Here is a 23,508-nt window from a genome sequence, read left to right as displayed (position 1 = left end):
AGAGGAGAGGATGAAACCAGAATTTTTAGAAAGTGCGGAGTTTTATAATCGTCGTTACCATAATTTTTCCAGTCGGGTGATTGTCCCCATGTTCCTTCTGCTCGTGTTTTTACTTGGCTTTGCAACTTTGGCAGAGAAGGAGATGAGTATGTCTACTAGAGCTACTGTCGAGCCTAGTCGTATCCTTGCAAATATCCAGTCAACTAGCAACAATCGTATTCTTGCCAATCATTTGGAGGAAAATAAGTTGGTCAAGAAGGGGGAGCTTTTGGTTCAATATCAGGAAGGGGCAGAGGGTGTCCAAGCGGAGGCCTATGCTAGTCAGTTGGACATGCTCAAGGATCAAAAAAAGCAATTGGAGTATTTGCAGAAGAGCTTGCAAGAAGGGGAGAACCACTTTCCAGAGGAGGATAAATTTGGCTACCAGGCCACCTTTCGCGACTACATCAGCCAAGCGGCTAGCCTTAGGGCTAGTATATCGCAACAAAATGAGACCATCGCGTCTCAGAATGCAGCAGCTAGCCAAACCCAAGCCGAAATCGGCAACCTCATCAGTCAAACAGAGGCTAAAATTCGCGATTACCAGACAGCTAAGTCAGCTATTGAAACAGGTGCTTCCTTGGCTAGTCAGAATCTAGCCTACTCTCTTTACCAGTCCTATAAGTCTCAGGGCGAGGAAAATCCGCAAGCTAAGGCCCAGGCAGTTGCGCAGGTTGAAGCACAGCTTTCTCAGTTAGAATCCAGTCTTGCTACTTACCGTGTCCAGTATGCAGGTTCAGGCACCCAACAAGCATATGCGTCAGGATTAAGCAGTCAATTGGAATCCTTAAAATCACAACACTTGGCTAAGGTTGGTCAGGAATTGACCCTTCTAGACCAGAAAATCTTGGAGGTGGAGTCAGGTAAGAAGGTTCAGGGAAATCTTTTAGACAAGGGGAAAATTACGGCCAGTGAGGATGGGGTGCTTCATCTTAATCCTGAGACCAGTGATTCTACCATGGTGGCAGAAGGTACTCTGCTAGCCCAACTCTATCCGTCTTTGGAAAAAGAAGGGAAAGCAAAACTCACAGCTTATCTAAGTTCAAAAGATGTAGCAAGGATCAAGGTCGGTGATTCTGTTCGTTATACTACGACTCATGATGCGAAAAATCAAATTTTCCTAGATTCTACTATTACAAGTATTGATGCGACAGCTACCAAGACTGAAACTGGGAATTTCTTTAAAATTGAGGCGGAGACTAATCTAACTTCGGAGCAGGCTGAAAAACTTCGTTATGGGGTGGAAGGTCGTCTGCAGATGATTACGGGCAAGAAAAGTTACCTACGTTATTATTTGGATCAATTTTTGAATAAAGAGTAATGTTCGTATTTTTAGAATCAAATGATTTTGAAACTGTGAGAAAGATTCTTCTTACAGTTTTTTTCTTTACGATTTTTGAAACTTAACTGTTATTTATTCGGTTAAATTCTTGTAATTTTATGTTTTTTGTGGTAGAATGTGCTCAAGTAAAACGAAAGGCGAACTTTAAAATGTCAAAACAATTAATCTATTCGGGAAAAGCTAAAGATATCTATACAACTGAGGATGAAAATCTTATTATTTCAACTTACAAGGATCAGGCGACTGCTTTCAATGGTGTTAAGAAGGAGCAGATTGCGGGCAAAGGAGTGTTGAATAATCAGATTTCATCTTTTATTTTTGAGAAATTAAATGCGGCTGGTGTGGCGACTCACTTTGTGGAGAAACTTTCAGATACAGAACAACTCAATAAAAAGGTTGAGATTATTCCTCTCGAGGTTGTGCTTCGCAACTACACGGCTGGTTCCTTTTCAAAACGTTTTGGTGTAGACGAAGGAATCGCATTTGAGACTCCGATTGTCGAATTTTACTACAAAAATGATGATTTGGATGATCCATTCATCAATGATGAGCATGTGAAATTCCTACAGATTGCGGATGACCAGCAGATTGCCTACTTGAAGGAAGAAACGCGTCGTATCAATGAACTTTTGAAAGGCTGGTTTGCTGAGATTGGGCTTAAGTTGATTGACTTTAAGCTAGAGTTCGGTTTTGACAAGGATGGCAAGATTATCTTGGCAGATGAATTTTCACCAGATAATTGCCGTTTGTGGGATGCAGATGGCAACCACATGGATAAGGATGTTTTCCGTAGGGGACTAGGTGAATTAACCGATGTTTATGAAGTTGTTTGGGAGAAGCTGCAAGGTTTGAAATAATCTGTTTGCAACGGAAAACCTTCGTCTCTCAACTAAAAGGACTCAGGCTGAAAAGGTCCCCCAGACCTTTTCACTCCGTAGGGGATTGGGAGAACTAACAGATGTTTACGAGATTGTCTGGGAAAAGTTGCAGGGTTTGAAATAACAACCTCAAGGTCGTTGGAACATTGTAAAAGCTGAAATAAAGGAATAAGGATTGATGGATAAACGTATTTTTGTTGAAAAAAAGGCTGATTTTCAGGTCAAGTCAGAGAGTTTGGTGAGAGAACTCCAGCACAACTTGGGACTTTCAAGCTTGAAAAGTATTCGCATCGTGCAAGTGTATGATGTATTTGACTTGGCAGAGGACCTGTTTGCACCTGCAGAGAAACACATCTTCTCTGAGCAGGTGACAGACCATGTCTTGGATGAAGCTGCTGTACAGGCGGATCTTGCTAACTATGCTTTCTTTGCCATTGAAAGCCTGCCAGGTCAATTTGACCAGCGTGCAGCATCTTCACAGGAAGCCTTGCTTTTACTAGGAAGTTCGAGTGATGTAACGGTTAATACTGCTCAACTTTATTTGGTCAATAAAGATATTGATGCGACGGAGTTAGAGGCGGTCAAGAACTATCTGCTCAACCCAGTTGATTCTCGTTTCAAGGACATCACGACAGGGATTGCCAAGCAGGAATTTTCTGAGTCAGACAAGACCATTACTAAATTGACTTTCTTTGAAAGCTATACAGCAGAAGACTTTGCGCGCTACATGGCCGAGCAGGGCATGGCCATGGAAGTGGATGATTTGCTCTTTATCCAAGACTATTTCAAATCAATCGGGCGCGTGCCAACTGAGACGGAACTCAAGGTTTTGGATACTTACTGGTCTGACCACTGCCGTCATACGACTTTTGAGACTGAGTTGAAGCACATTGATTTCTCAGCTTCTAAATTCCAAAAACAATTGCAGGCTACCTATGACAAGTATATTGCCATGCGTGATGAGTTGGGGCGTTCTGAAAAACCGCAAACATTGATGGATATGGCGACTATTTTCGGTCGTTATGAACGTGCTAATGGACGTTTGGACGATATGGAAGTGTCAGACGAAATCAATGCTTGCTCAGTCGAAATCGAAGTGGACGTTGATGGCGTAAAGGAACCTTGGCTCCTTATGTTTAAAAACGAAACACACAACCACCCAACGGAAATTGAGCCATTTGGTGGAGCGGCTACTTGTATCGGTGGTGCTATTCGTGATCCATTGTCAGGTCGCTCATATGTTTACCAAGCCATGCGAATCTCGGGTGCTGGTGATATTACAGCACCGATTTCGGAAACTCGTGCTGGTAAGTTGCCACAACAAGTGATTTCTAAAACAGCTGCTCATGGTTATTCTTCATATGGTAACCAGATTGGGCTTGCGACGACCTATGTTCGTGAGTATTTCCACCCAGGTTTCGTTGCTAAGCGTATGGAGCTAGGTGCTGTTGTTGGTGCGGCTCCCAAGGGTAATGTTGTTCGTGAAAAACCGGAAGCGGGTGACGTGATTATCTTGCTAGGTGGTAAGACTGGGCGTGATGGTGTCGGTGGTGCGACAGGGTCTTCTAAGGTTCAAACAGTTGAGTCTGTAGAGACTGCCGGTGCTGAGGTTCAAAAAGGGAATGCCATCGAAGAACGCAAGATTCAGCGCCTTTTCCGTAATGGCGATGTCACTCGTCTTATCAAGAAGTCCAATGACTTTGGAGCAGGTGGTGTCTGTGTAGCCATCGGTGAATTAGCAGACGGTCTTGAAATAGACCTCAACAAGGTGCCTCTTAAATACCAGGGCTTGAATGGTACTGAAATTGCCATCTCTGAATCTCAAGAACGGATGGCGGTCGTGGTTCGTCCAGAAGACATAGATGCCTTCGTTGCGGAATGTAACAAAGAGAATATTGATGCTGTTGTGGTGGCGACAGTGACTGAAAAACCAAATCTAGTCATGCACTGGAATGGTGAAACAATTGTCGACTTGGAGCGTCGTTTCCTTGATACAAACGGTGTGCGCGTGGTCGTCAATGCTAAGGTTGTGGACAAGGATGTCAAGCTCCCAGAAGAGCGCACAACAAACTCTGATACACTTGAAGCTGATACCCTTGCGGTTCTATCTGATTTGAATCATGCGAGTCAAAAAGGATTACAGACTATCTTTGACTGCTCTGTTGGTCGTTCAACGGTTAATCACCCACTTGGTGGTCGTTACCAACTCACACCAACTGAGGCATCTGTGCAGAAATTACCAGTTCAACACGGTGTGACTCATACGGCGTCTGTTATGGCTCAAGGGTTTAACCCTTATGTCGCAGAATGGTCTCCATACCACGGTGCTGCTTATGCGGTTATCGAAGCAACTGCTCGTTTGGTTGCTGCTGGCGCAAACTGGTCTAAGGCTCGCTTCTCTTACCAAGAGTACTTCGAGCGCATGGACAAACAAGCTGAGCGTTTTGGTCAGCCTGTAGCAGCTCTTCTTGGATCTATTGAAGCTCAGATTCAACTTGGTTTGCCATCTATCGGTGGTAAAGACTCCATGTCTGGTACTTTTGAAGAATTGACAGTACCGCCAACCTTGGTAGCCTTTGGGGTGACGACGGCAGATAGCCGTAAGGTCCTCTCTCCAGAGTTCAAAACTGCTGATGAAAATATCTACTACATCCCAGGTCAAGCCCTCTCTGCAGAAATTGATTTTGACTTGGTTAAGTCTAACTTTGCTCAGTTTGAAGCCCTTCAAAAGGCTCACAAAGTAACAGCAGCTTCAGCTGTTAAATACGGCGGTGTGGTTGAAAGTTTGGCTCTCGCTACCTTTGGAAATCATATTGGTGCAGAGGTAATCTTGCCTGAACTTGAAACGGCTTTGACAGCTCAATTAGGTGGATTTGTCTTTACCTCTCCTGAAGAAATCGCTGGAGTGGAGAAAATCGGACAAACAAAAGCAGACTTTACACTAACTGTCAACGATGTGAAGCTAGATGGACACAAACTTGACAGTGCTTTCCAAGGGAAATTGGAAGAAGTTTACCCAACAGAATTTGCTCAAGCGAAAGAACTGGCTAAAGTTCCAGCTGTCGCTACTAACACAGTCATCCAAGCTAAAGAAAAAGTTGAAAAACCGGTAGTCTATATCCCAGTCTTCCCAGGAACTAACTCAGAATATGACTCAGCCAAGGCCTTCGAAAAAGAAGGTGCAGAGGTCAACTTGGTGCCATTTGTGACCTTGAATGAAGAAGCCATTGTCAAGTCAGTTGAAACCATGGTTGACAACATCGGCAAGGCGAACATTCTCTTCTTTGCCGGTGGATTCTCAGCTGCGGACGAGCCAGATGGTTCAGCTAAGTTCATTGTCAATATTCTGCTCAATGAAAAAGTGCGTGTAGCTATTGATAGCTTTATCTCCCGTGGTGGATTGATTATCGGTATCTGTAATGGATTCCAGGCCTTGGTAAAATCAGGCCTCCTACCATACGGAAACTTTGAAGATGCAAGCAGTACTAGTCCAACCCTCTTCTACAATGATGCCAACCAACACGTGGCCAAGATGGTGGAAACTCGCATTGCCAATACTAACTCACCATGGCTTGCTGGAGTGGAAGTTGGTGAGATTCATGCTATTCCTGTTTCGCACGGTGAAGGGAAATTTGTCGTGACGGCTGAGGAATTCGCTGAGCTCCGTGACAACGGACAAATTTTCAGCCAATATGTTGATTTTAACGGCAAACCAAGTATGGATTCTAAGTACAATCCGAATGGTTCTGTCCACGCCATCGAAGGAATTACCAGCAAGAACGGCCAAATCATCGGTAAGATGGGCCACTCAGAACGTTATGAAGACGGTCTTTTCCAAAATATCCCAGGTAGCAAAGACCAGCACCTGTTCGCGTCAGCGGTTAAATACTTTACTGGAAAATAAGACTTACAGATTTTCTAATAGATAGTATCAGTAATGTAAAAGTCATGTAGATTTAGCTCTTGGTGCTACACAAATAAAAATTAGGTATATAAAATGACATACGAAGTAAAATCTCTTAATGAAGAATGTGGTGTTTTCGGTATCTGGGGACATCCAGATGCTGCTAAATTGACCTATTTTGGTCTCCATAGTCTTCAGCACCGTGGTCAAGAGGGGGCAGGAATCCTCTCCAATGATCAGGGACAATTGAAGCGCCATCGTGACATGGGACTTTTATCAGAAGTCTTCAGAAATCCTGCTAACTTAGATAAATTGACAGGAACTGGTGCGATTGGGCATGTTCGTTATGCGACTGCTGGCGAAGCTTCTGTAGATAACATCCAGCCTTTTCTCTTCCGTTTTCATGATATGCAGTTTGGCTTGGCTCATAATGGAAATCTGACCAATGCAGCCTCTCTTAAGAAAGAGTTGGAAGAAAGAGGAGCCATTTTCAGTGCGACTTCTGATTCAGAAATCTTGGCCCACCTCATTCGTCGCAGTCATAATCCTAGCCTGATGGGCAAAATCAAGGAGGCGCTCAGTCTTGTCAAAGGTGGTTTTGCCTATATCTTGTTATTTGAAGACAAGTTGATCGCGGCTCTTGACCCCAATGGTTTTCGTCCGCTTTCTATCGGGAAAATGGCCAACGGAGCGGTGGTGGTTTCCTCTGAAACTTGTGCTTTTGAGGTCATTGGTGCTGAATGGATTCGTGATTTGAAGCCAGGTGAGATTGTGATCATTGATTACAAGGGAATCCAGTATGATAGCTATACAGATGATACTCAGCTAGCAATCTGTTCTATGGAGTATATTTATTTTGCTCGCCCTGATTCTAATATCCACGGTGTCAATGTCCATACGGCACGTAAACGTATGGGTGCCCAATTGGCGCGTGAATTCAAGCATGAGGCGGATATCGTGGTCGGTGTGCCCAATTCTTCTCTCAGCGCAGCAATGGGATTTGCAGAAGAATCTGGTCTACCAAACGAAATGGGACTTATTAAGAATCAATATACTCAACGCACCTTTATTCAACCGACTCAAGAATTGCGGGAGCAAGGGGTGCGGATGAAACTATCTGCTGTTTCAGGTGTTGTCAAAGGCAAGCGTGTGGTTATGATTGATGACTCTATTGTACGTGGGACGACCTCTCGTCGTATCGTTCAGCTTTTGAAAGAAGCGGGTGCGACTGAAGTTCACGTGGCTATTGGAAGCCCAGCGCTAGCTTATCCATGTTTCTACGGGATTGATATCCAGACACGTCAGGAGCTAATTGCGGCCAATCATACGGTCGAAGAAACTCGCCAAATCATTGGTGCGGACAGTCTGACTTATCTTTCTGTTGAGGGGTTGATTGATTCAATTGGTATTGAAACAGATGCGCCAAATGGTGGTCTATGTGTCGCTTACTTTGACGGTGACTACCCAACCCCTCTCTACGATTATGAAGAAGACTATCGTCGAAGTTTGGAAGAAAAGACCAGTTTTTACAAATAGATGACAGATCTTCCGTTAAAGAAAAGGAATATAAAAATGACAAATAAAAATGCGTACGCTCAATCTGGTGTGGATGTTGAAGCGGGTTATGAAGTTGTTGAGCGGATCAAGAAGCACGTGGCTCGTACGGAGCGTGCAGGGGTCATGGGAGCTCTTGGTGGCTTTGGTGGCATGTTTGACCTTTCAAAAACAGGTGTCAAAGAGCCCGTATTGATCTCAGGGACTGATGGTGTCGGAACCAAGCTTATGTTGGCTATCAAATACGACAAGCACGATACCATCGGTCAGGATTGTGTGGCCATGTGTGTCAATGATATCATCGCTGCAGGTGCGGAGCCCCTCTATTTCCTTGACTACGTAGCGACAGGGAAGAATGAACCAGCTAAGCTAGAACAAGTGGTTGCTGGTGTGGCAGAAGGTTGTGTGCAGGCAGGCGTTGCCCTCATTGGTGGGGAAACGGCTGAAATGCCTGGCATGTATGGTGCAGATGACTATGATTTGGCAGGTTTTGCGGTCGGTGTGGCTGAAAAATCTCAAATCATTGACGGTTCAAAAGTGGCAGAAGGAGATATTCTTCTCGGACTTGCTTCAAGTGGGATTCATTCCAATGGTTACTCTCTCGTCCGTCGTGTCTTTGCGGATTACACAGGTGAGGAAATCTTACCAGAATTGGAAGGCAAGAAACTCAAGGAAGTTCTTCTTGAGCCAACTCGTATCTATGTCAAGGCTGTTTTGCCACTCATCAAGGAAGAGTTGGTCAACGGCATTGCCCACATCACTGGTGGTGGCTTTATTGAGAATGTCCCTCGCATGTTTGCAGAAGACTTGGCTGCAGAGATTGAGGAAAGCAAGGTACCAGTTTTGCCAATCTTCAAAGCCCTTGAAAAATACGGTCAAATCAAGCACGAAGAAATGTTTGAAATCTTCAATATGGGCGTAGGGCTCATGATGGCAGTTAGCCCTGAAAATGTAAGTCGTGTCAAGGAATTGTTGGATGAACCAGTCTATGAAATTGGTCGCATCGTCAAGAAAGAAAACGAAAGTGTCATCATCAAATGAAAAAAATAGCGGTTTTTGCCTCTGGTAATGGCTCAAATTTTCAGGTGATGGCGGAACAATTTCCAGTAGAGTTTGTCTTTTCAGACCATCGTGATGCCTATGTGCTCGAACGTGCAGACAAGCTCGGCGTTCTGTCCTATGCTTTTGAACTCAAGGAGTTTGAGAGCAAGGCAGACTACGAAGCGGCCCTTGTCGAACTCTTGGAAGAACGCCAGATTGACTTGGTTTGCCTAGCAGGCTACATGAAAATCGTTGGGCCAACCTTATTGGCGGCTTATGAAGGTCGGATTATAAACATTCATCCAGCCTACTTGCCAGAATTTCCAGGAGCTCATGGGATTGAGGATGCTTGGAATGCTGGTGTTGCTGAGAGCGGCGTGACCATTCACTGGGTGGACTCTGGTGTAGATACAGGAAAGGTTATCAAGCAAGTCCGTGTGCCACGACTAGCTGATGATACTATCGAAAGCTTTGAAGCTCGCATTCATGAGGCGGAGTACAAGTTGTATCCAGAGGTACTGGATAGCTTGGGAGTGGAGAGAAGGTAAATTTTGAATAATAAAGCTGTTAAGACTTTACTAGATAAAGTTAAAGAATTTGAAGATTTTTTTAATGAGTATGAAAAACAATTTTACCCTAAAGTAATAAAAATTAGAAATAAATTTCTAATTAACTTAATTATATTTATTACTTTAATGTTGGTAAGTTATGGACTCATTTGGTGGAATTTTGGTGATTTGTGTGTTAAGATAGCTTCTCTTATTTTTACTATGTTTTCTTTTGTGTACTTAATTTATCTCAGTCGAAAAATTGATAAAATTTCAGACGGCAAACCTGATAAATTTGAAGAGATATGTCAAGAAGTAAAACGTAACTTAATTCATATATATGGTGGAAGAGCTAGGTATGCTGTGAGATTACTAATCGCTGATTTGACAGATAAACAGGATAATAAAATTAAGAAGTATGAAAGTTTAGTAAAGTCTGTAGGTACAGTTGGTATGATTTTGGTGACGTCTTTTATTACTTTAGTTGTAAAACAATTTTTTGATACAGGCGAAAATAGCATATCATTTAACGTATTTATCGGATTAATTCTATTGGTATTTTTTATTGTTTTATTGATTACAGCCGCTGATACTTTTATTAGAAATATTATTAAGTATCCTGTATTTGGAAAGGCTTCAAAAGAAGTGTATTTAACAGATATTTTATACGAAGTGAAGTATATGATATTAGAAAAGGAAGATAACTAACATGACTAAACGCGCCTTAATCAGCGTCTCAGACAAAGCGGGCATTGTTGAATTTGCCCAAGAACTTAAAAAACTTGGTTGGGAGATTATCTCGACAGGTGGGACCAAGGTTGCCCTTGATAATGCTGGGGTGAAGACCATTGCCATCGATGATGTGACTGGTTTTCCAGAGATGATGGATGGCCGTGTCAAGACCCTTCATCCAAATATCCACGGTGGACTCCTCGCTCGTCGTGATTTGGATAGTCACTTGGAAGCGGCTAAGGACAACAAGATTGAGCTCATTGACCTTGTGGTGATCAACCTTTACCCATTCAAAGAAACGATTCTCAAACCAGACGTGACTTATGCTGATGCGGTGGAGAATATCGATATAGGTGGTCCATCTATGCTTCGTTCAGCAGCTAAAAACCATGCCAGCGTAACAGTTGTGGTAGACCCTGCTGACTATGCAGTGGTTTTGGACGAGTTGTCAGCCAATGGTGAAACGACTTACGAAACTCGCCAACGTTTAGCAGCCAAGGTTTTCCGTCATACAGCAGCTTATGATGCCTTGATTGCAGAATACTTCACAGCTCAAGTGGGCGAAGCAAAACCAGAAAAACTCACTTTGACCTATGACCTCAAGCAAGCCATGCGCTACGGTGAGAACCCTCAACAAGATGCAGACTTCTACCAAAAAGCTTTGCCTACTGACTACTCAATAGCTTCAGCCAAACAACTTAACGGTAAGGAATTGTCCTTCAACAATATCCGTGACGCTGATGCGGCCATTCGTATCATCCGTGATTTTAAAGACCGTCCAACCGTTGTGGCTCTCAAACACATGAACCCATGTGGAATCGGTCAGGCTGATGACATCGAGACTGCTTGGGACTACGCTTATGAGTCTGACCCAGTGTCTATCTTTGGTGGTATCGTTGTTCTCAACCGTGAGGTGGATGCTGCGACAGCTGAGAAGATGCATGGTGTCTTCCTCGAAATCATCATCGCACCAAGCTATACGGATGAGGCGCTAGCCATTTTGACCAATAAAAAGAAAAACTTGCGTATCCTTTCCTTGCCATTTGATACTCAAGAGGCTAGCGAAGTAGAAGCAGAATACACAGGTGTTGTCGGTGGACTTCTGGTGCAAAACCAAGACGTGGTCAAGGAAAGCCCAGCTGACTGGCAAGTGGTGACCAAACGTCAGCCAACTGAGATAGAGGCGACTGCTCTTGAGTTCGCTTGGAAGGCTATCAAGTATGTAAAATCAAACGGTATCATCGTAACCAACGACCACATGACACTGGGTGTTGGTCCAGGTCAAACTAACCGTGTGGCCTCTGTTCGTATCGCTATTGACCAAGCCAAAGACCGTCTGGATGGCGCTGTGCTTGCTTCGGATGCCTTCTTCCCATTTGCGGATAACGTGGAAGAGATCGCCAAAGCAGGTATCAAGGCCATCATCCAACCAGGTGGGTCCGTCCGTGACCAAGAATCTATCGAAGCTGCGGATAAATATGGCTTGACCATGGTCTTCACAGGCGTGAGACATTTTAGACATTAAGAAAATAAAAGGGAAGAAAACAGTTTCTTTCCTTTTTTTGCGTAAAAATGCGGAGTGAAACAAGATTAAAACGAACGTTTATGGTATAATGTTAGTAAATAATTCGCAAAAGAGGTTGTAAGATGAAGCTGTTAGTTGTCGGTTCGGGTGGTCGTGAACATGCGATTGCTAAGAAGTTGCTTGAGTCAAAAGAGGTAGAAAAGGTTTTTGTTGCTCCTGGGAATGATGGGATGACTCTGGATGGTTTGGAGTTGGTAAATATCTCCATTTCCGAACATTCTAAATTGATTGAGTTTGCAAAAACCAACGATATTGCTTGGACCTTTATCGGTCCAGATGATACCCTTGCAGCTGGGATTGTGGATGATTTCAATGCGGCAGGACTCAAAGCTTTTGGTCCGACTAAGGCTGCAGCGGAGCTGGAGTGGTCCAAGGATTTTGCTAAGGAAATCATGGTCAAATACGGCGTTCCGACAGCAGGTTATGGCACATTTTCAGATTTCGAGGAAGCCAAGGCCTACATCGAAGAAAAAGGCGCTCCAATCGTAGTCAAGGCAGATGGTTTAGCGCTTGGTAAGGGTGTCGTCGTTGCGGAGACGGTTGAGCAAGCAGTCGAAGCAGCTCACGAGATGCTTTTGGACAATAAATTTGGTGACTCAGGTGTGCGTGTAGTTATTGAGGAATTCCTTGATGGGGAGGAGTTCTCTCTCTTTGCCTTTGTCAATGGGGACCAGTTCTACATTATGCCAACAGCTCAGGACCACAAACGTGCCTACGATGGCGACAAAGGGCCTAACACGGGTGGTATGGGTGCCTATGCGCCAGTTCCACACTTACCACATAGTGTAGTTGATATAGCGGTCGACACGATTGTCAAGCCAGTCCTCGAAGGGATGATTAAAGAAAGTCGCCCTTATCTGGGTGTCCTTTACGCAGGGCTTATCTTGACAGCTGATGGACCTAAGGTCATCGAGTTTAACGCTCGTTTTGGAGATCCTGAAACGCAAATCATCTTGCCTCGTTTAACATCTGACTTTGCACAAAATATTACGGATATCCTCGATGGCAAGGAGCCAAACATCACCTGGACGGACAAGGGTGTGACTCTGGGTGTAGTTGTTGCATCCAACGGTTATCCGCTAGACTATGAAAAAGGTGTCAAGTTGCCAGCCAAGACAGAAGGCGACATCATCACCTATTATGCAGGTGCTAAGTTTGCGGAAAATAGCAGAGCTCTGCTATCAAATGGCGGACGAGTCTATATGCTCGTTACCACAGCAGAAACCGTCAAAGAAGCTCAAGACACCATCTACCAAGAACTCGCTCAACAACAAACAGAAGGCCTCTTTTACCGAACAGATATCGGAAGCAAGGCCATAAAAGATTAACAGATACTAACTTTGTCGTGGCGAGCGAAAGCGAGCCACTATAGAATAATCGTCGCGGTAGTGGAACTCCTAGTAGCAAAGCTACTAGGAGCGGAAAACTGGAGACCTAGGCTCTAGTTTTAGTAATGGAACGCCATAGGCGGTCGCTTACGTCCGCACTACACTAGACGATTATTAAAAAGAAAAAAAGGAAAAATTCACAAAATACGTTAATGGTCGCATAACTTGCGAGCGTTAGAGAGCTAATATAGAACTAATATAAAACAATCACCTCCGCTGTGAAAGAACGATTGGATGACAATCCAATCGTTCAGGGAAATTGGAAGACATTGGGCTTCCGATTTAGGCATGAGACACCTTTGGTGGCTGCTGCCGTCCCTCACAACTTAAGGTGATTGAAAAAAGAAAGGAAAGAAAAGGAAAATTATGACTAAACCAATTATTTCTATAATCATGGGTTCCAAATCCGACTGGGCAACTATGCAAAAAACAGCAGAAGTCCTAGACCGCTTTGGTGTAGCCTATGAAAAGAAGGTTGTCTCTGCTCACCGCACGCCAGACATTATGTTCAAGCATGCAGAAGAAGCTCGTGGCCGCGGTATCAAGGTCATCATAGCGGGTGCTGGTGGCGCAGCCCATTTGCCAGGAATGGTAGCTGCCAAAACAACTCTTCCAGTCATCGGAGTGCCAGTCAAATCTCGTGCCCTTAGTGGCGTGGATTCACTCTATTCCATCGTTCAGATGCCAGGTGGAGTACCAGTCGCAACTATGGCTATCGGTGAAGCAGGTGCAACCAACGCTGCCCTCTTCGCTCTCCGTCTCCTCTCAGTAGAGGATCAGTCTATCGCGACAGCATTGGCAGATTTCGTAGAAGAACAAGGAAAAATCGCAGAGGAGTCGTCAAATGAGCTCATCTAAAACAATCGGAATTATCGGTGGCGGCCAGCTGGGTCAAATGATGGCCATTTCTGCTATCTACATGGGCCACAAGGTTATCGCGCTGGATCCTGCGGCTGATTGCCCAGCCTCTCGCGTGGCGGAAATCATTGTGGCGCCTTATAATGACGTGGCTGCTCTGCGTCAGTTGGCTGAGCGTTGCGATGTCCTCACCTATGAGTTTGAAAATGTCGATGCTGACGGTTTGGATGCTGTCATCAAGGATGGTCAACTTCCTCAAGGAACCGACCTCCTTCGCATCTCCCAAAATCGGATTTTTGAAAAGGACTTTCTCTCAAATAAGGCTCAAGTCACTGTAGCACCATACAAGGTTGTGAATTCTAGCCAAGACTTGGCGGAGATTGATCTGTCCAAAAACTATGTCCTCAAGACGGCGACTGGTGGCTACGATGGGCATGGGCAAAAGGTCATTCGCTCGGCAGAGGACTTGGAAGAAGCTTATGCGCTAGCGGATTCAGCAGACTGTGTCTTGGAAGAATTTGTCAACTTTGACCTCGAAATTTCCGTCATCGTGTCAGGAAATGGCAAGGACGTGACAGTTTTCCCAGTTCAGGAAAATATCCACCGAAACAACATTCTGTCTAAGACCATTGTGCCAGCCCGCATTTCTGAGAGTCTAGCTGACAAGGCTAAAGCTATGGCAGTGCGAATCGCTGAACAGCTCAACCTGTCTGGAACCCTTTGCGTGGAAATGTTTGCGACAGCTGACGACATCATTGTCAACGAGATTGCTCCACGTCCACACAACTCGGGCCACTACTCGATTGAAGCCTGCGACTTCTCCCAATTTGATACCCATATTCTAGGTGTTCTGGGGGCACCATTGCCAGCCATCAAACTACATGCACCAGCAGTCATGCTCAATGTCCTCGGCCAGCATGTCGAAGCTGCTGAAAAATATGTCACAGAAAATCCAAGCGCCCACCTCCACATGTATGGTAAAATAGAAGCGAAGCACAACCGCAAGATGGGACATGTGACTTTGTTTAGTAATGTGCCAGATGAGTTTGGGAAAGGGATTGATTTTTAGGACAAGTCTATGATACAAATTATTGTTAATGCATTTATTGAAAAGGATAAGACTGGGGCAGTTGTCGAAGTCTTGTTTGCTAGTGCTGACCAGTATAACGTACAAGCTAAATATGAAGAACTAGCTACACAATACCCTGAAAACTATTTAGCTATCTATGATCTACCGATGGATACGGATTTGAATACACTAGATCATTACCCATCTGTGTTTATTGGAAAAGAGGATTTTGAATAGCATGTATGAAAAGCATGGTGGTTTTCAGTTTCGATTTATAATTGATAGTGTATTGAAATATAGGAATGAGAATATTAACAGATTTGATAGTTGGAGAAGGTAATATATCGTGGAAGTACGGAATGAATTAATGAGTGTAGAAAGTGATATTTTTGTCTCTAGGTATATTATGGACGCAGTTCCGTTTATATTTAACGATTCATTTATGGAATTTATTGAGTGGAAGCATAGAATTGCTAAGGCTTTAAAAATTGATCCAAGAGATATAATAATAACAGGATCGGCTTGTCTGGGAGTGAGTTTAAATCCTCAAAAAAATTTTAAAAAATTTGATGCAACTTCAGATATCGATATTGGGATTATCTCTCCTCATTACTTTGGTATTGCATGGCATGAAATTAGAAATTTAGATTTGACAAACTTAGATACAAGGAGCAGGACGAAAATTAATGATCATAAAAATCGACTTATTTTCTATGGAACAATTGCGATGGATCAAATTTGGGAAAAAATTTCATTTGGTATTCAGTGGAATAATGCTTTAACAGAAATAAAATTAAAGTATGATGACGGCGATGAAGATATTGGTAACAGAGAATGGCATTACAGAATCTATATGGATCACAAGGCGTTTCGAGATTATCAGATAAATAGTATAAAAACAGCTAAAGAAAAAATGTTGGAGAGTAATAATGGTTGAATATTTAAATTTCACAAGTCAAAATATAGGGTGGTTCAATCAGAGAAGAATCGATAATACTCTGATAGTTAGGCCAAAATTTCAAAGAAATGTAGTATGGACAGATAAACAGAGAAGTTTCTTGATTGATTCTATTTTAAATGGATATCCAATTCCAGAGTTGTATATACAAGAAGTGACTAACGCAGAAGGATTTTCGGAATATATTGTGGTTGATGGTCAGCAGAGAATAACTTCCTTTCTAAAATTTATTGATGGTGAGTTTCCAATTGATGAATCAGAGACTGTTCCAAAATGGGCTGGTCTATATTTCTCAGATTTATCTGAGGATGATAAGAAAAAGTTTTATGGATATAAATTTATTGTGCGAGAGCTTCCAGAAATGTCAGAATCAGACCTCAGAAGCATTTTTACTAGAATTAATAAGAATAATGTTACCTTAAATGCACAGGAGTTAAGACAAGCATTGTATACAGGTGATTTCATTACAACAATCAATAAAATTGCTGATAAATCTTATTGGGGGAAAATGGGAATATTTACCTCAACTAAAGTTCGAAGAATGCTAGATGCTGAATATATTAGCGAGTTAGCGATTGCTATGTTAAATGGCTATCAAAATAAAAAAGATAATCTGGATAGGTATTATGAAGCTTATGAAAGAAGTTTTGACCAGAGCGAAATATTAGAAGAGAACTTTGACTTAATATCAAAAGAGATAACTTCAATTTTTCCTTCTTTAAGTGGCTTGAGGTGGAAAAATGTTACGGATTTCTATACTTTATTTCTAACATTTTATGAGTTAAGGGATTCTATACCATTTTCGTCAGATAATAGAGAGAAAATAAGAGAACAATTAGAAAAATTTGCTAACGCTGTAACTAAAATATTAAGTTTTGAGGACTTAGAAGTTACAGAAGATGAGGGACTTTCAGAGGATGCTAATTTATATTTGTACAAAAAATATGCTACTGGTGTTCGAGCATCAACTGATATCAGAAGTAGAAAAAATAGACAAGAAGCATTAACTGAGTATTTGAAACAGAATTTAGATATTTAGAATTAATCTTCTAAATTAAGGAGAAACAACATGATCGACCGTTACTCTCGCCCCGAAATGGCGAACATTTGGAGTGAAGAAAATAAATACCGTGCTTGGCTTGAGGTGGAAATCTTGGCTGACGAGGCATGGGCTGAGCTGGGGGAAATCCCTAAGGAAGATGTGGCTTTGATTCGCGAGAAGGCGGACTTTGACATCGACCGTATTTTGGAGATTGAGCAGGAGACGCGTCACGATGTGGTGGCTTTCACGCGTGCAGTTTCTGAGACGCTTGGTGAAGAGCGTAAGTGGGTCCACTATGGTTTGACTTCTACCGACGTGGTGGATACGGCCTACGGTTATCTTTACAAGCAGGCCAACGACATCATCCGTCGTGACCTTGAAAACTTCACCAACATCATCGCTGATAAGGCTAAGGAGCACAAGTTTACCATCATGATGGGGCGTACCCACGGTGTGCACGCTGAGCCTACAACCTTTGGTCTGAAATTGGCAACTTGGTACAGCGAAATGAAGCGCAATATCGAGCGTTTCGAGCATGCGGCTGCTGGTGTGGAAGCTGGTAAGATTTCTGGTGCGGTTGGGAACTTTGCCAACATCCCACCATTCGTTGAGCAATATGTCTGCGATAAACTGGGTATTCGTGCCCAAGAAATCTCTACACAGGTGCTTCCTCGTGACCTTCACGCTGAGTACTTTGCAGTTCTTGCTAGCATTGCGACTTCTATCGAACGTATGGCGACTGAGATTCGTGGTTTGCAAAAATCAGAACAACGCGAAGTGGAAGAATTCTTTGCTAAAGGACAAAAGGGTTCATCTGCAATGCCTCACAAACGCAACCCTATCGGTTCTGAGAACATGACAGGTCTAGCGCGTGTTATCCGTGGTCACATGATTACTGCCTATGAGAACGTAGCTCTCTGGCACGAACGTGATATCTCTCACTCATCAGCTGAGCGCATCATTACACCAGATACGACTATTTTGATTGACTACATGCTCAACCGTTTTGGAAATATTGTCAAGAATTTGACAGTCTTCCCAGAAAACATGATCCGCAACATGAACTCGACTTTTGGTTTGATTTTCAGTCAACGTGCTATGTTGACCTTGATTGAAAAAGGAATGACCCGTGAGCAAGCCTATGACTTGGTACAACCAAAAACAGCCTACTCTTGGGACAATCAAGTAGACTTTAAACCACTTCTTGAAGCAGATCCAGAGGTAACTTCTCGCCTCACTCAAGAAGAAATCGATGAAATCTTCAACCCTCTTTATTACACCAAACGAGTGGATGATATCTTTGACCGTCTTGGTTTAGGATAATTAGAATAAAAATCGAAGTTCTATTACTCTATTTATAGGAGTAGAAGAACTTCGATTTTTATTTTGTCTTCAAGTATTTTTGATAAAAATTACCTATATTTTAGTAAAATTTAAACAAATTTAGTCTATCTTAATTTACATATAGAAAATACATTTTTAATGTCATATAATAAGCATAGAAAAAGCCCAAGCAAGGCTTAGGCTTTCTTCTTAGTGATCACGGTCACATGAAATGAATTTGATTTTGTAGTAATCTGCGCGTTTATATGTTTCGCTGTATGCGAGAACTTGACCAGTAGACTCTAGTTTAGTAGTCTTGGTTTGTAAAACGGTTGGGAATTGTTCATCGACTCCGAGGATTGAAGCCGCATGTTCTGGAGTTGGAAATGCTATTTCATTGATTTCTTCAAAATGTTCATCATTCATGTGAATGTGGTAATCCAATTTGAAACGGTTATAGATAGAGCTATAATATTCAAGATTTGGATAATTTGCGTTGATGTATTGTTCTGGGATGTAAGATGTATGGTAGATGTACACAACACCACCTGTTTCGCGAACGCGTTCAATCTTGTAGTAGAACTGATCTCCGCGTAGTCCAAGTTTTTCTAAGTAGCTTAGTTTATTTCCACGCTCAATAGAAAGGACGGTAACTTTATCATCTTTAGTTTCAAAAACTTCTACATCTGAAAACTCTACGAGTTTGTGTTTGCGTGCGCGTGAAACGAATGTACCCTTTCCTTGTTGACGGACAATATAGCCATCCTTGGCAAGGTCGTTTAAAGCGCGAACAACTGTGATAGAACTAACATCATACATTGCAATCAATTCAGCTTCAGTGTAGAATTTATCTCCACTGGCAAATTGACCAGAAATGATTTTGTTCTTTAACTCATCTTTAATATATTGATACTTTGGAATTGCCATATTTTCACCTCGATTTTCCTTCTCCGTTAAAGATTTTACCATAAAACTGGAAAGAATAGTAGCCTTTTGAATAAAAAAATTAGAATAATAGGCTATAAGGTTAATTTACATAGGAATAAATAGAAAAACCTACATTTTTATACATGGTGCTAAAATGTTGTTATGACTATAGATTACAAGATTTTTATAAGTTTTTTGTGTAAAATTTAGTGAAAAATGAAAAAAATTGTGAAAACCTATTGACAAATGTAAGATATTGAGATATATTTACTATATCAACAAATGAAAGCGTAAACTTTATTGTCAGAAGGTAAGAATATGACACGATTTGAGATACGGGATGATTTTTATCTCGATGGAAAATCATTTAAGATTTTATCTGGCGCCATTCATTATTTTAGGGTTCCTCCAGAAGATTGGTATCATTCGCTCTATAACTTGAAGGCTCTTGGTTTTAATACAGTAGAGACTTATGTAGCTTGGAATTTACACGAGCCTCGTGAGGGTGAGTTTTACTTTGAAGGAGCTCTGGATTTGGAGCGATTTCTACAGACAGCGCAAGATTTGGGTCTCTACGCTATCGTTCGTCCCTCTCCCTTTATCTGTGCGGAGTGGGAATTCGGTGGCTTACCAGCTTGGCTTTTAACCAAGAATATGAGGCTTCGTTCCTCAGATCCTGCTTATATTGAAGCTGTCGGTCGCTACTATGATCAGCTCTTGTCACGATTGGTTCCACATTTGTTGGACAAGGGTGGCAATATCCTTATGATGCAGGTTGAAAATGAATATGGTTCTTATGGAGAAGATAAGGCTTACCTGAGAGCAATTCGACAGTTGATGGAGGAGCGTGGCGTAACCTGTCCCCTCTTTACATCAGATGGTCCATGGCGAGCTACTCTGAAAGCTGGAACCTTAATCGAAGATGACCTCTTTGTAACAGGAAACTTTGGTTCTAAGGCACCTTATAACTTTTCACAGATGCAGGAATTCTTTGATGAGCATGGCAAGAAATGGCCGCTCATGTGTATGGAGTTCTGGGATGGTTGGTTCAATCGTTGGAAAGAACCGATTATCACACGTGATCCGAAAGAATTGGCAGATGCAGTTCGAGAGGTTTTGGAGCAAGGCTCTATCAATCTTTACATGTTCCACGGTGGTACAAACTTTGGTTTCATGAATGGTTGCTCGGCTCGAGGGACTTTGGACCTGCCACAAGTTACATCTTATGATTACGATGCCCTTCTGGATGAAGAAGGAAATCCAACTGCCAAATATCTGGCGGTCAAGAAGATGATGGCAACACATTTTCCAGAGTATCCGCAGTTAGAACCACTCTACAAAGAGAGTATGGAGTTGGATGCTATTCCACTAGTTGAAAAAGTTTCCTTGTTTGAAACCTTGGATAGCTTGTCTAGCCCTGTAGAAAGCCTTTATCCTAAAAAGATGGAGGAGTTGGGACAAAGTTATGGCTACCTACTCTATCGAACAGAAACAAGTTGGGATGCAGAAGAAGAAAGACTTCGTATCATTGACGGTCGAGATAGAGCTCAGCTTTATGTCGATGGTCAATGGGTCGAAACCCAATATCAGACAGAGATTGGGGAAGATATTTTTTATCAAGGTAAAAAGAAAGCGCTGTCTAGATTGGATATCTTGGTAGAAAATATGGGGCGTGTCAACTATGGACACAAGTTCTTAGCGGATACGCAACGTAAGGGAATTCGGACAGGGGTTTGTAAGGATTTGCACTTCTTACTAAACTGGAAACACTATCCACTCCCACTAGACAATCCTGAGAAAATTGATTTTTCAAAAGGATGGACAGAAGGACAACCAGCCTTTTACGCTTATGACTTTACAGTCGAAGCGCCAAAAGATACTTACCTAGACTTGTCTGAGTTTGGTAAGGGAGTTGCCTTTGTCAATGGGCAGAACCTAGGACGTTTTTGGAACGTTGGCCCAACCCTCTCGCTTTATATCCCTCATAGCTACCTCAAGGAAGGTGCCAACCGCATCATTATCTTTGAAACAGAAGGTGAATATAAAGAAGAGATTTATTTAACTCGTAAACCTACACTAAAACACATAAAGGGGGAAAACTTATGACAATTGTAGGATGCCGTATCGATGGACGTTTGATCCACGGACAAGTAGCCAATCTATGGGCTGGAAAACTAAATGTTTCACGTATTATGGTTGTAGATGACGAAGTTGTCAACAACGACGTTGAAAAGAGTGGTTTGAAACTTGCGACACCACCAGGTGTGAAATTGAGTATTTTGCCAATTGAAAAAGCGGCAGCCAATATTCTTGCTGGTAAATATGATAGCCAACGTCTCTTTATCGTGGCTCGTAAACCAGACCGCTTCCTTGGTTTGGTCGAAGCAGGTGTACCACTTGAAACCCTTAATGTTGGGAATATGTCTCAAACACCAGAAACTCGTTCTATTACACGTTCTATCAATGTAGTGGACAAGGATGTGGAAGACTTCCACAAATTGGCAGAAAAAGGTGTTAAACTTACTGCTCAAATGGTTCCAAATGATCCAGTTTCAGACTTTTTGAGCTTATTAAAATAGGAAAAAATTTTTAGGAGGTCATTGTTATGATACAATGGTGGCAAATTTTACTTCTCACTTTGTACTCAGCTTATCAAATCTGTGATGAGTTGACGATCGTTTCATCTGCAGGTTCCCCTGTATTTGCTGGTTTCATTACTGGTTTAATTATGGGAGATGTGACTACTGGTCTGCTTATCGGTGGTAACTTGCAACTGTTCGTTCTTGGGGTTGGTACCTTCGGTGGTGCTTCTCGTATCGACGCAACTTCTGGTGCGGTTCTTGCGACAGCCTTCTCTGTTTCACAAGGAATTGATGCATCACTGGCGATTACAACAATCGCTGTGCCAGTAGCAGCTCTCTTGACTTACTTCGACGTTCTTGGACGTATGACAACTACTTTCTTCGCTCACCGTGTGGATGCTGCAATCGAACGCTTTGACTATAAAGGTATTGAACGCAACTACTTGCTTGGTGCGATTCCTTGGGCTCTATCTCGTGCCCTTCCAGTCTTCTTTGCCCTTGCTTTTGGTGGTGCCTTCGTACAATCAGTGGTAGACTTCGTTGAAGCCTACAAATGGGTTGCAGATGGCTTGACACTTGCAGGACGTATGCTTCCAGGTCTTGGATTTGCAATCTTGCTTCGTTACCTTCCAGTTAAACGTAACCTTCACTACCTTGCTATGGGATTTGGTTTGACAGCTATGTTGACAGTTCTTTACTCATATGTAACAGGTCTTGGTGGCGCTGTTGCAGGTATTATCGGTACTCTACCTAAAGATGTTGCTGAAAAAATTGGTTTCGTGAACAACTTCAAAGGTTTGTCTATGATTGGTATCTCTATCGTAGGTATCTTCCTTGCAGTGCTTCACTTCAAAAATAGCCAAAAAGTAGCTGTAGCAGAACCTTCTACACCATCAGAAAGTGGGGAAATCGAAGATGACGAATTCTAATTACAAACTTACAAAAGAAGATTTTAATCAAATCAACAAACGTAGCTTGTTTACTTTCCAATTGGGTTGGAACTACGAACGTATGCAAGCTTCTGGTTACCTTTACATGATTTTGCCTCAATTGCGTAAAATGTATGGGGATGGAACTCCTGAATTGAAGGAAATGATGAAAGTTCATACTCAATTCTTCAATACTTCTCCATTCTTCCATACCATTATCGCTGGTTTTGACCTTGCCATGGAAGAAAAAGATGGTGTAGGTTCAAAAGATGCCGTTAACGGTATCAAGACAGGTTTGATGGGACCCTTTGCTCCTCTTGGAGATACAATCTTTGGTTCGCTTGTACCTGCTATCATGGGATCTATCGCAGCAACTATGGCTATCGCTGGACAACCTTGGGGAATCTTCCTTTGGATTGCAGTTGCGGTTGCTTATGACATCTTCCGTTGGAAACAGTTGGAATTTGCATATAAAGAAGGGGTTAACCTTATCAACAACATGCAAAGTACCTTGACAGCTTTGATTGACGCTGCATCTGTACTTGGTGTCTTCATGATGGGTGCTCTTGTAGCAACAATGATCAACTTTGAAATTTCTTACAAATGGGCAATCGGTGAGAAAATGATTGACTTCCAAGACATCTTGAACCAAATCTTCCCACGTTTGCTTCCAGCAATCTTTACTGCCTTTATCTTCTGGTTGCTTGGTAAGAAAGGTATGAACTCTACTAAAGCTATCGGTATCATTATCGTACTTGCTTTGGCTCTTTCTGCCTTTGGTAAATTTGTACTTGGAATGGGCGCATAAT

The 23,508-nt window shown here is 42.4% G+C and carries 22 protein-coding genes; 21 read left to right on the top strand and 1 reads right to left on the bottom strand.

Translation table 11 applies throughout. The features are described 5' to 3' along the window. The first annotated feature begins 10 nt into the window (after positions 1 to 10). The 17 genes from comB (at position 11) to purB (ending at position 18,261) form a co-directional block, all read left to right on the top strand. A complete protein-coding gene (gene comB / locus M1F55_RS06700; protein ID WP_247947538.1) occupies positions 11 to 1,360 on the top strand; it encodes an HlyD family secretion protein in 1,350 nt (449 codons plus the stop codon). Positions 1,361 to 1,530: 170 nt separating this feature from the next. Next, entirely contained in the window at positions 1,531 to 2,238 is a 708-nt protein-coding gene (purC, locus tag M1F55_RS06695) for a phosphoribosylaminoimidazolesuccinocarboxamide synthase (protein WP_000043282.1), read from the top strand. Position 2,239: 1 nt separating this feature from the next. Beyond that, the gene (locus M1F55_RS09055; protein ID WP_078228447.1) at positions 2,240 to 2,383 is read left to right on the top strand and encodes a phosphoribosylaminoimidazolesuccinocarboxamide synthase; all 144 of its coding nucleotides are present in this window, start codon (positions 2,240 to 2,242) and stop codon (positions 2,381 to 2,383) included. Positions 2,384 to 2,437: 54 nt separating this feature from the next. Then, a complete protein-coding gene (locus M1F55_RS06690; RefSeq protein ID WP_247947537.1) occupies positions 2,438 to 6,163 on the top strand; it encodes a phosphoribosylformylglycinamidine synthase in 3,726 nt (1,241 codons plus the stop codon). Between the two features lie 93 nt (positions 6,164 to 6,256). After that, positions 6,257 to 7,699: an amidophosphoribosyltransferase gene (purF, locus tag M1F55_RS06685; RefSeq protein ID WP_247947536.1), complete on the top strand. Its 1,443-nt coding sequence runs from the start codon at positions 6,257 to 6,259 to the stop codon at positions 7,697 to 7,699. Between the two features lie 36 nt (positions 7,700 to 7,735). Next, complete coding sequence (purM, locus tag M1F55_RS06680; protein WP_247947535.1) at positions 7,736 to 8,758, top strand: phosphoribosylformylglycinamidine cyclo-ligase; 1,023 nt, start codon at positions 7,736 to 7,738, stop codon at positions 8,756 to 8,758. Then, on the top strand, positions 8,755 to 9,306 hold the full coding sequence (gene purN, locus M1F55_RS06675; RefSeq protein ID WP_247947534.1) for a phosphoribosylglycinamide formyltransferase: 552 nt from the start codon (positions 8,755 to 8,757) through the stop codon (positions 9,304 to 9,306). Before purM ends, purN begins: the two co-directional genes overlap by 4 nt. 3 nt (positions 9,307 to 9,309) lie before the next feature. Next, entirely contained in the window at positions 9,310 to 10,014 is a 705-nt protein-coding gene (locus tag M1F55_RS06670) for a hypothetical protein (protein WP_247947533.1), read from the top strand. A 1-nt stretch (position 10,015) separates the two neighbouring features. Continuing rightward, positions 10,016 to 11,563, top strand: a complete 1,548-nt coding sequence (purH, locus tag M1F55_RS06665) for a bifunctional phosphoribosylaminoimidazolecarboxamide formyltransferase/IMP cyclohydrolase (protein ID WP_247947532.1) — start codon at positions 10,016 to 10,018, stop codon at positions 11,561 to 11,563. Positions 11,564 to 11,685: 122 nt separating this feature from the next. Next, entirely contained in the window at positions 11,686 to 12,951 is a 1,266-nt protein-coding gene (gene purD / locus M1F55_RS06660) for a phosphoribosylamine--glycine ligase (protein WP_247947531.1), read from the top strand. A gap of 278 nt (positions 12,952 to 13,229) precedes the next feature. Continuing rightward, positions 13,230 to 13,346, top strand: a complete 117-nt coding sequence (locus M1F55_RS06655) for a phosphoribosylaminoimidazole carboxylase (protein WP_079114924.1) — start codon at positions 13,230 to 13,232, stop codon at positions 13,344 to 13,346. A gap of 31 nt (positions 13,347 to 13,377) precedes the next feature. Further along, positions 13,378 to 13,869, top strand: coding sequence for a 5-(carboxyamino)imidazole ribonucleotide mutase (gene purE, locus M1F55_RS06650; protein WP_247947530.1), 492 nt, complete (start codon positions 13,378 to 13,380; stop codon positions 13,867 to 13,869). Then, entirely contained in the window at positions 13,856 to 14,938 is a 1,083-nt protein-coding gene (gene purK / locus M1F55_RS06645; protein WP_060627282.1) for a 5-(carboxyamino)imidazole ribonucleotide synthase, read from the top strand. The genes purE and purK overlap by 14 nt, the downstream gene beginning before the upstream one ends. A 9-nt stretch (positions 14,939 to 14,947) precedes the next feature. Next, entirely contained in the window at positions 14,948 to 15,175 is a 228-nt protein-coding gene (locus M1F55_RS06640; protein ID WP_060627281.1) for a hypothetical protein, read from the top strand. 109 nt (positions 15,176 to 15,284) lie between these two features. Then, positions 15,285 to 15,875, top strand: a complete 591-nt coding sequence (locus M1F55_RS06635; protein WP_155455661.1) for a hypothetical protein — start codon at positions 15,285 to 15,287, stop codon at positions 15,873 to 15,875. Next, complete coding sequence (locus M1F55_RS06630) at positions 15,868 to 16,935, top strand: DUF262 domain-containing protein (protein ID WP_060627279.1); 1,068 nt, start codon at positions 15,868 to 15,870, stop codon at positions 16,933 to 16,935. Before M1F55_RS06635 ends, M1F55_RS06630 begins: the two co-directional genes overlap by 8 nt. 30 nt (positions 16,936 to 16,965) lie before the next feature. Next, positions 16,966 to 18,261 (top strand): adenylosuccinate lyase, encoded by a 1,296-nt coding sequence (gene purB / locus M1F55_RS06625; protein WP_000567247.1) that lies wholly within the window; start codon positions 16,966 to 16,968, stop codon positions 18,259 to 18,261. 210 nt (positions 18,262 to 18,471) lie between these two features. Here the strand turns inward: purB and M1F55_RS06620 are convergent, their stop codons facing one another. Continuing rightward, complete coding sequence (locus M1F55_RS06620; protein ID WP_001007193.1) at positions 18,472 to 19,188, bottom strand: GntR family transcriptional regulator; 717 nt, start codon at positions 19,186 to 19,188, stop codon at positions 18,472 to 18,474. A gap of 318 nt (positions 19,189 to 19,506) precedes the next feature. Here M1F55_RS06620 and M1F55_RS06615 point away from each other — a divergent pair, with 318 nt between their 5' ends. From M1F55_RS06615 to M1F55_RS06600, 4 genes are read left to right on the top strand one after another with little or no spacing between them, the layout of a single operon-like run. Beyond that, entirely contained in the window at positions 19,507 to 21,294 is a 1,788-nt protein-coding gene (locus M1F55_RS06615; protein WP_247947529.1) for a glycoside hydrolase family 35 protein, read from the top strand. Then, the gene (locus M1F55_RS06610) at positions 21,291 to 21,767 is read left to right on the top strand and encodes a PTS sugar transporter subunit IIB (RefSeq protein ID WP_000156974.1); all 477 of its coding nucleotides are present in this window, start codon (positions 21,291 to 21,293) and stop codon (positions 21,765 to 21,767) included. The genes M1F55_RS06615 and M1F55_RS06610 overlap by 4 nt, the downstream gene beginning before the upstream one ends. A 26-nt stretch (positions 21,768 to 21,793) precedes the next feature. Beyond that, on the top strand, positions 21,794 to 22,699 hold the full coding sequence (locus M1F55_RS06605; RefSeq protein WP_061864845.1) for a PTS mannose/fructose/sorbose/N-acetylgalactosamine transporter subunit IIC: 906 nt from the start codon (positions 21,794 to 21,796) through the stop codon (positions 22,697 to 22,699). Continuing rightward, positions 22,686 to 23,507: a PTS system mannose/fructose/sorbose family transporter subunit IID gene (locus M1F55_RS06600; RefSeq protein WP_084889631.1), complete on the top strand. Its 822-nt coding sequence runs from the start codon at positions 22,686 to 22,688 to the stop codon at positions 23,505 to 23,507. The genes M1F55_RS06605 and M1F55_RS06600 overlap by 14 nt, the downstream gene beginning before the upstream one ends. The last annotated feature ends 1 nt before the right edge of the window (position 23,508 follow it).

It is taken from the genome of Streptococcus mitis (genome assembly GCF_023109235.1).
GTDB lineage: Bacteria > Bacillota > Bacilli > Lactobacillales > Streptococcaceae > Streptococcus > Streptococcus mitis_DA.
This window is presented reverse-complemented; position numbering and strand designations above follow the sequence as displayed.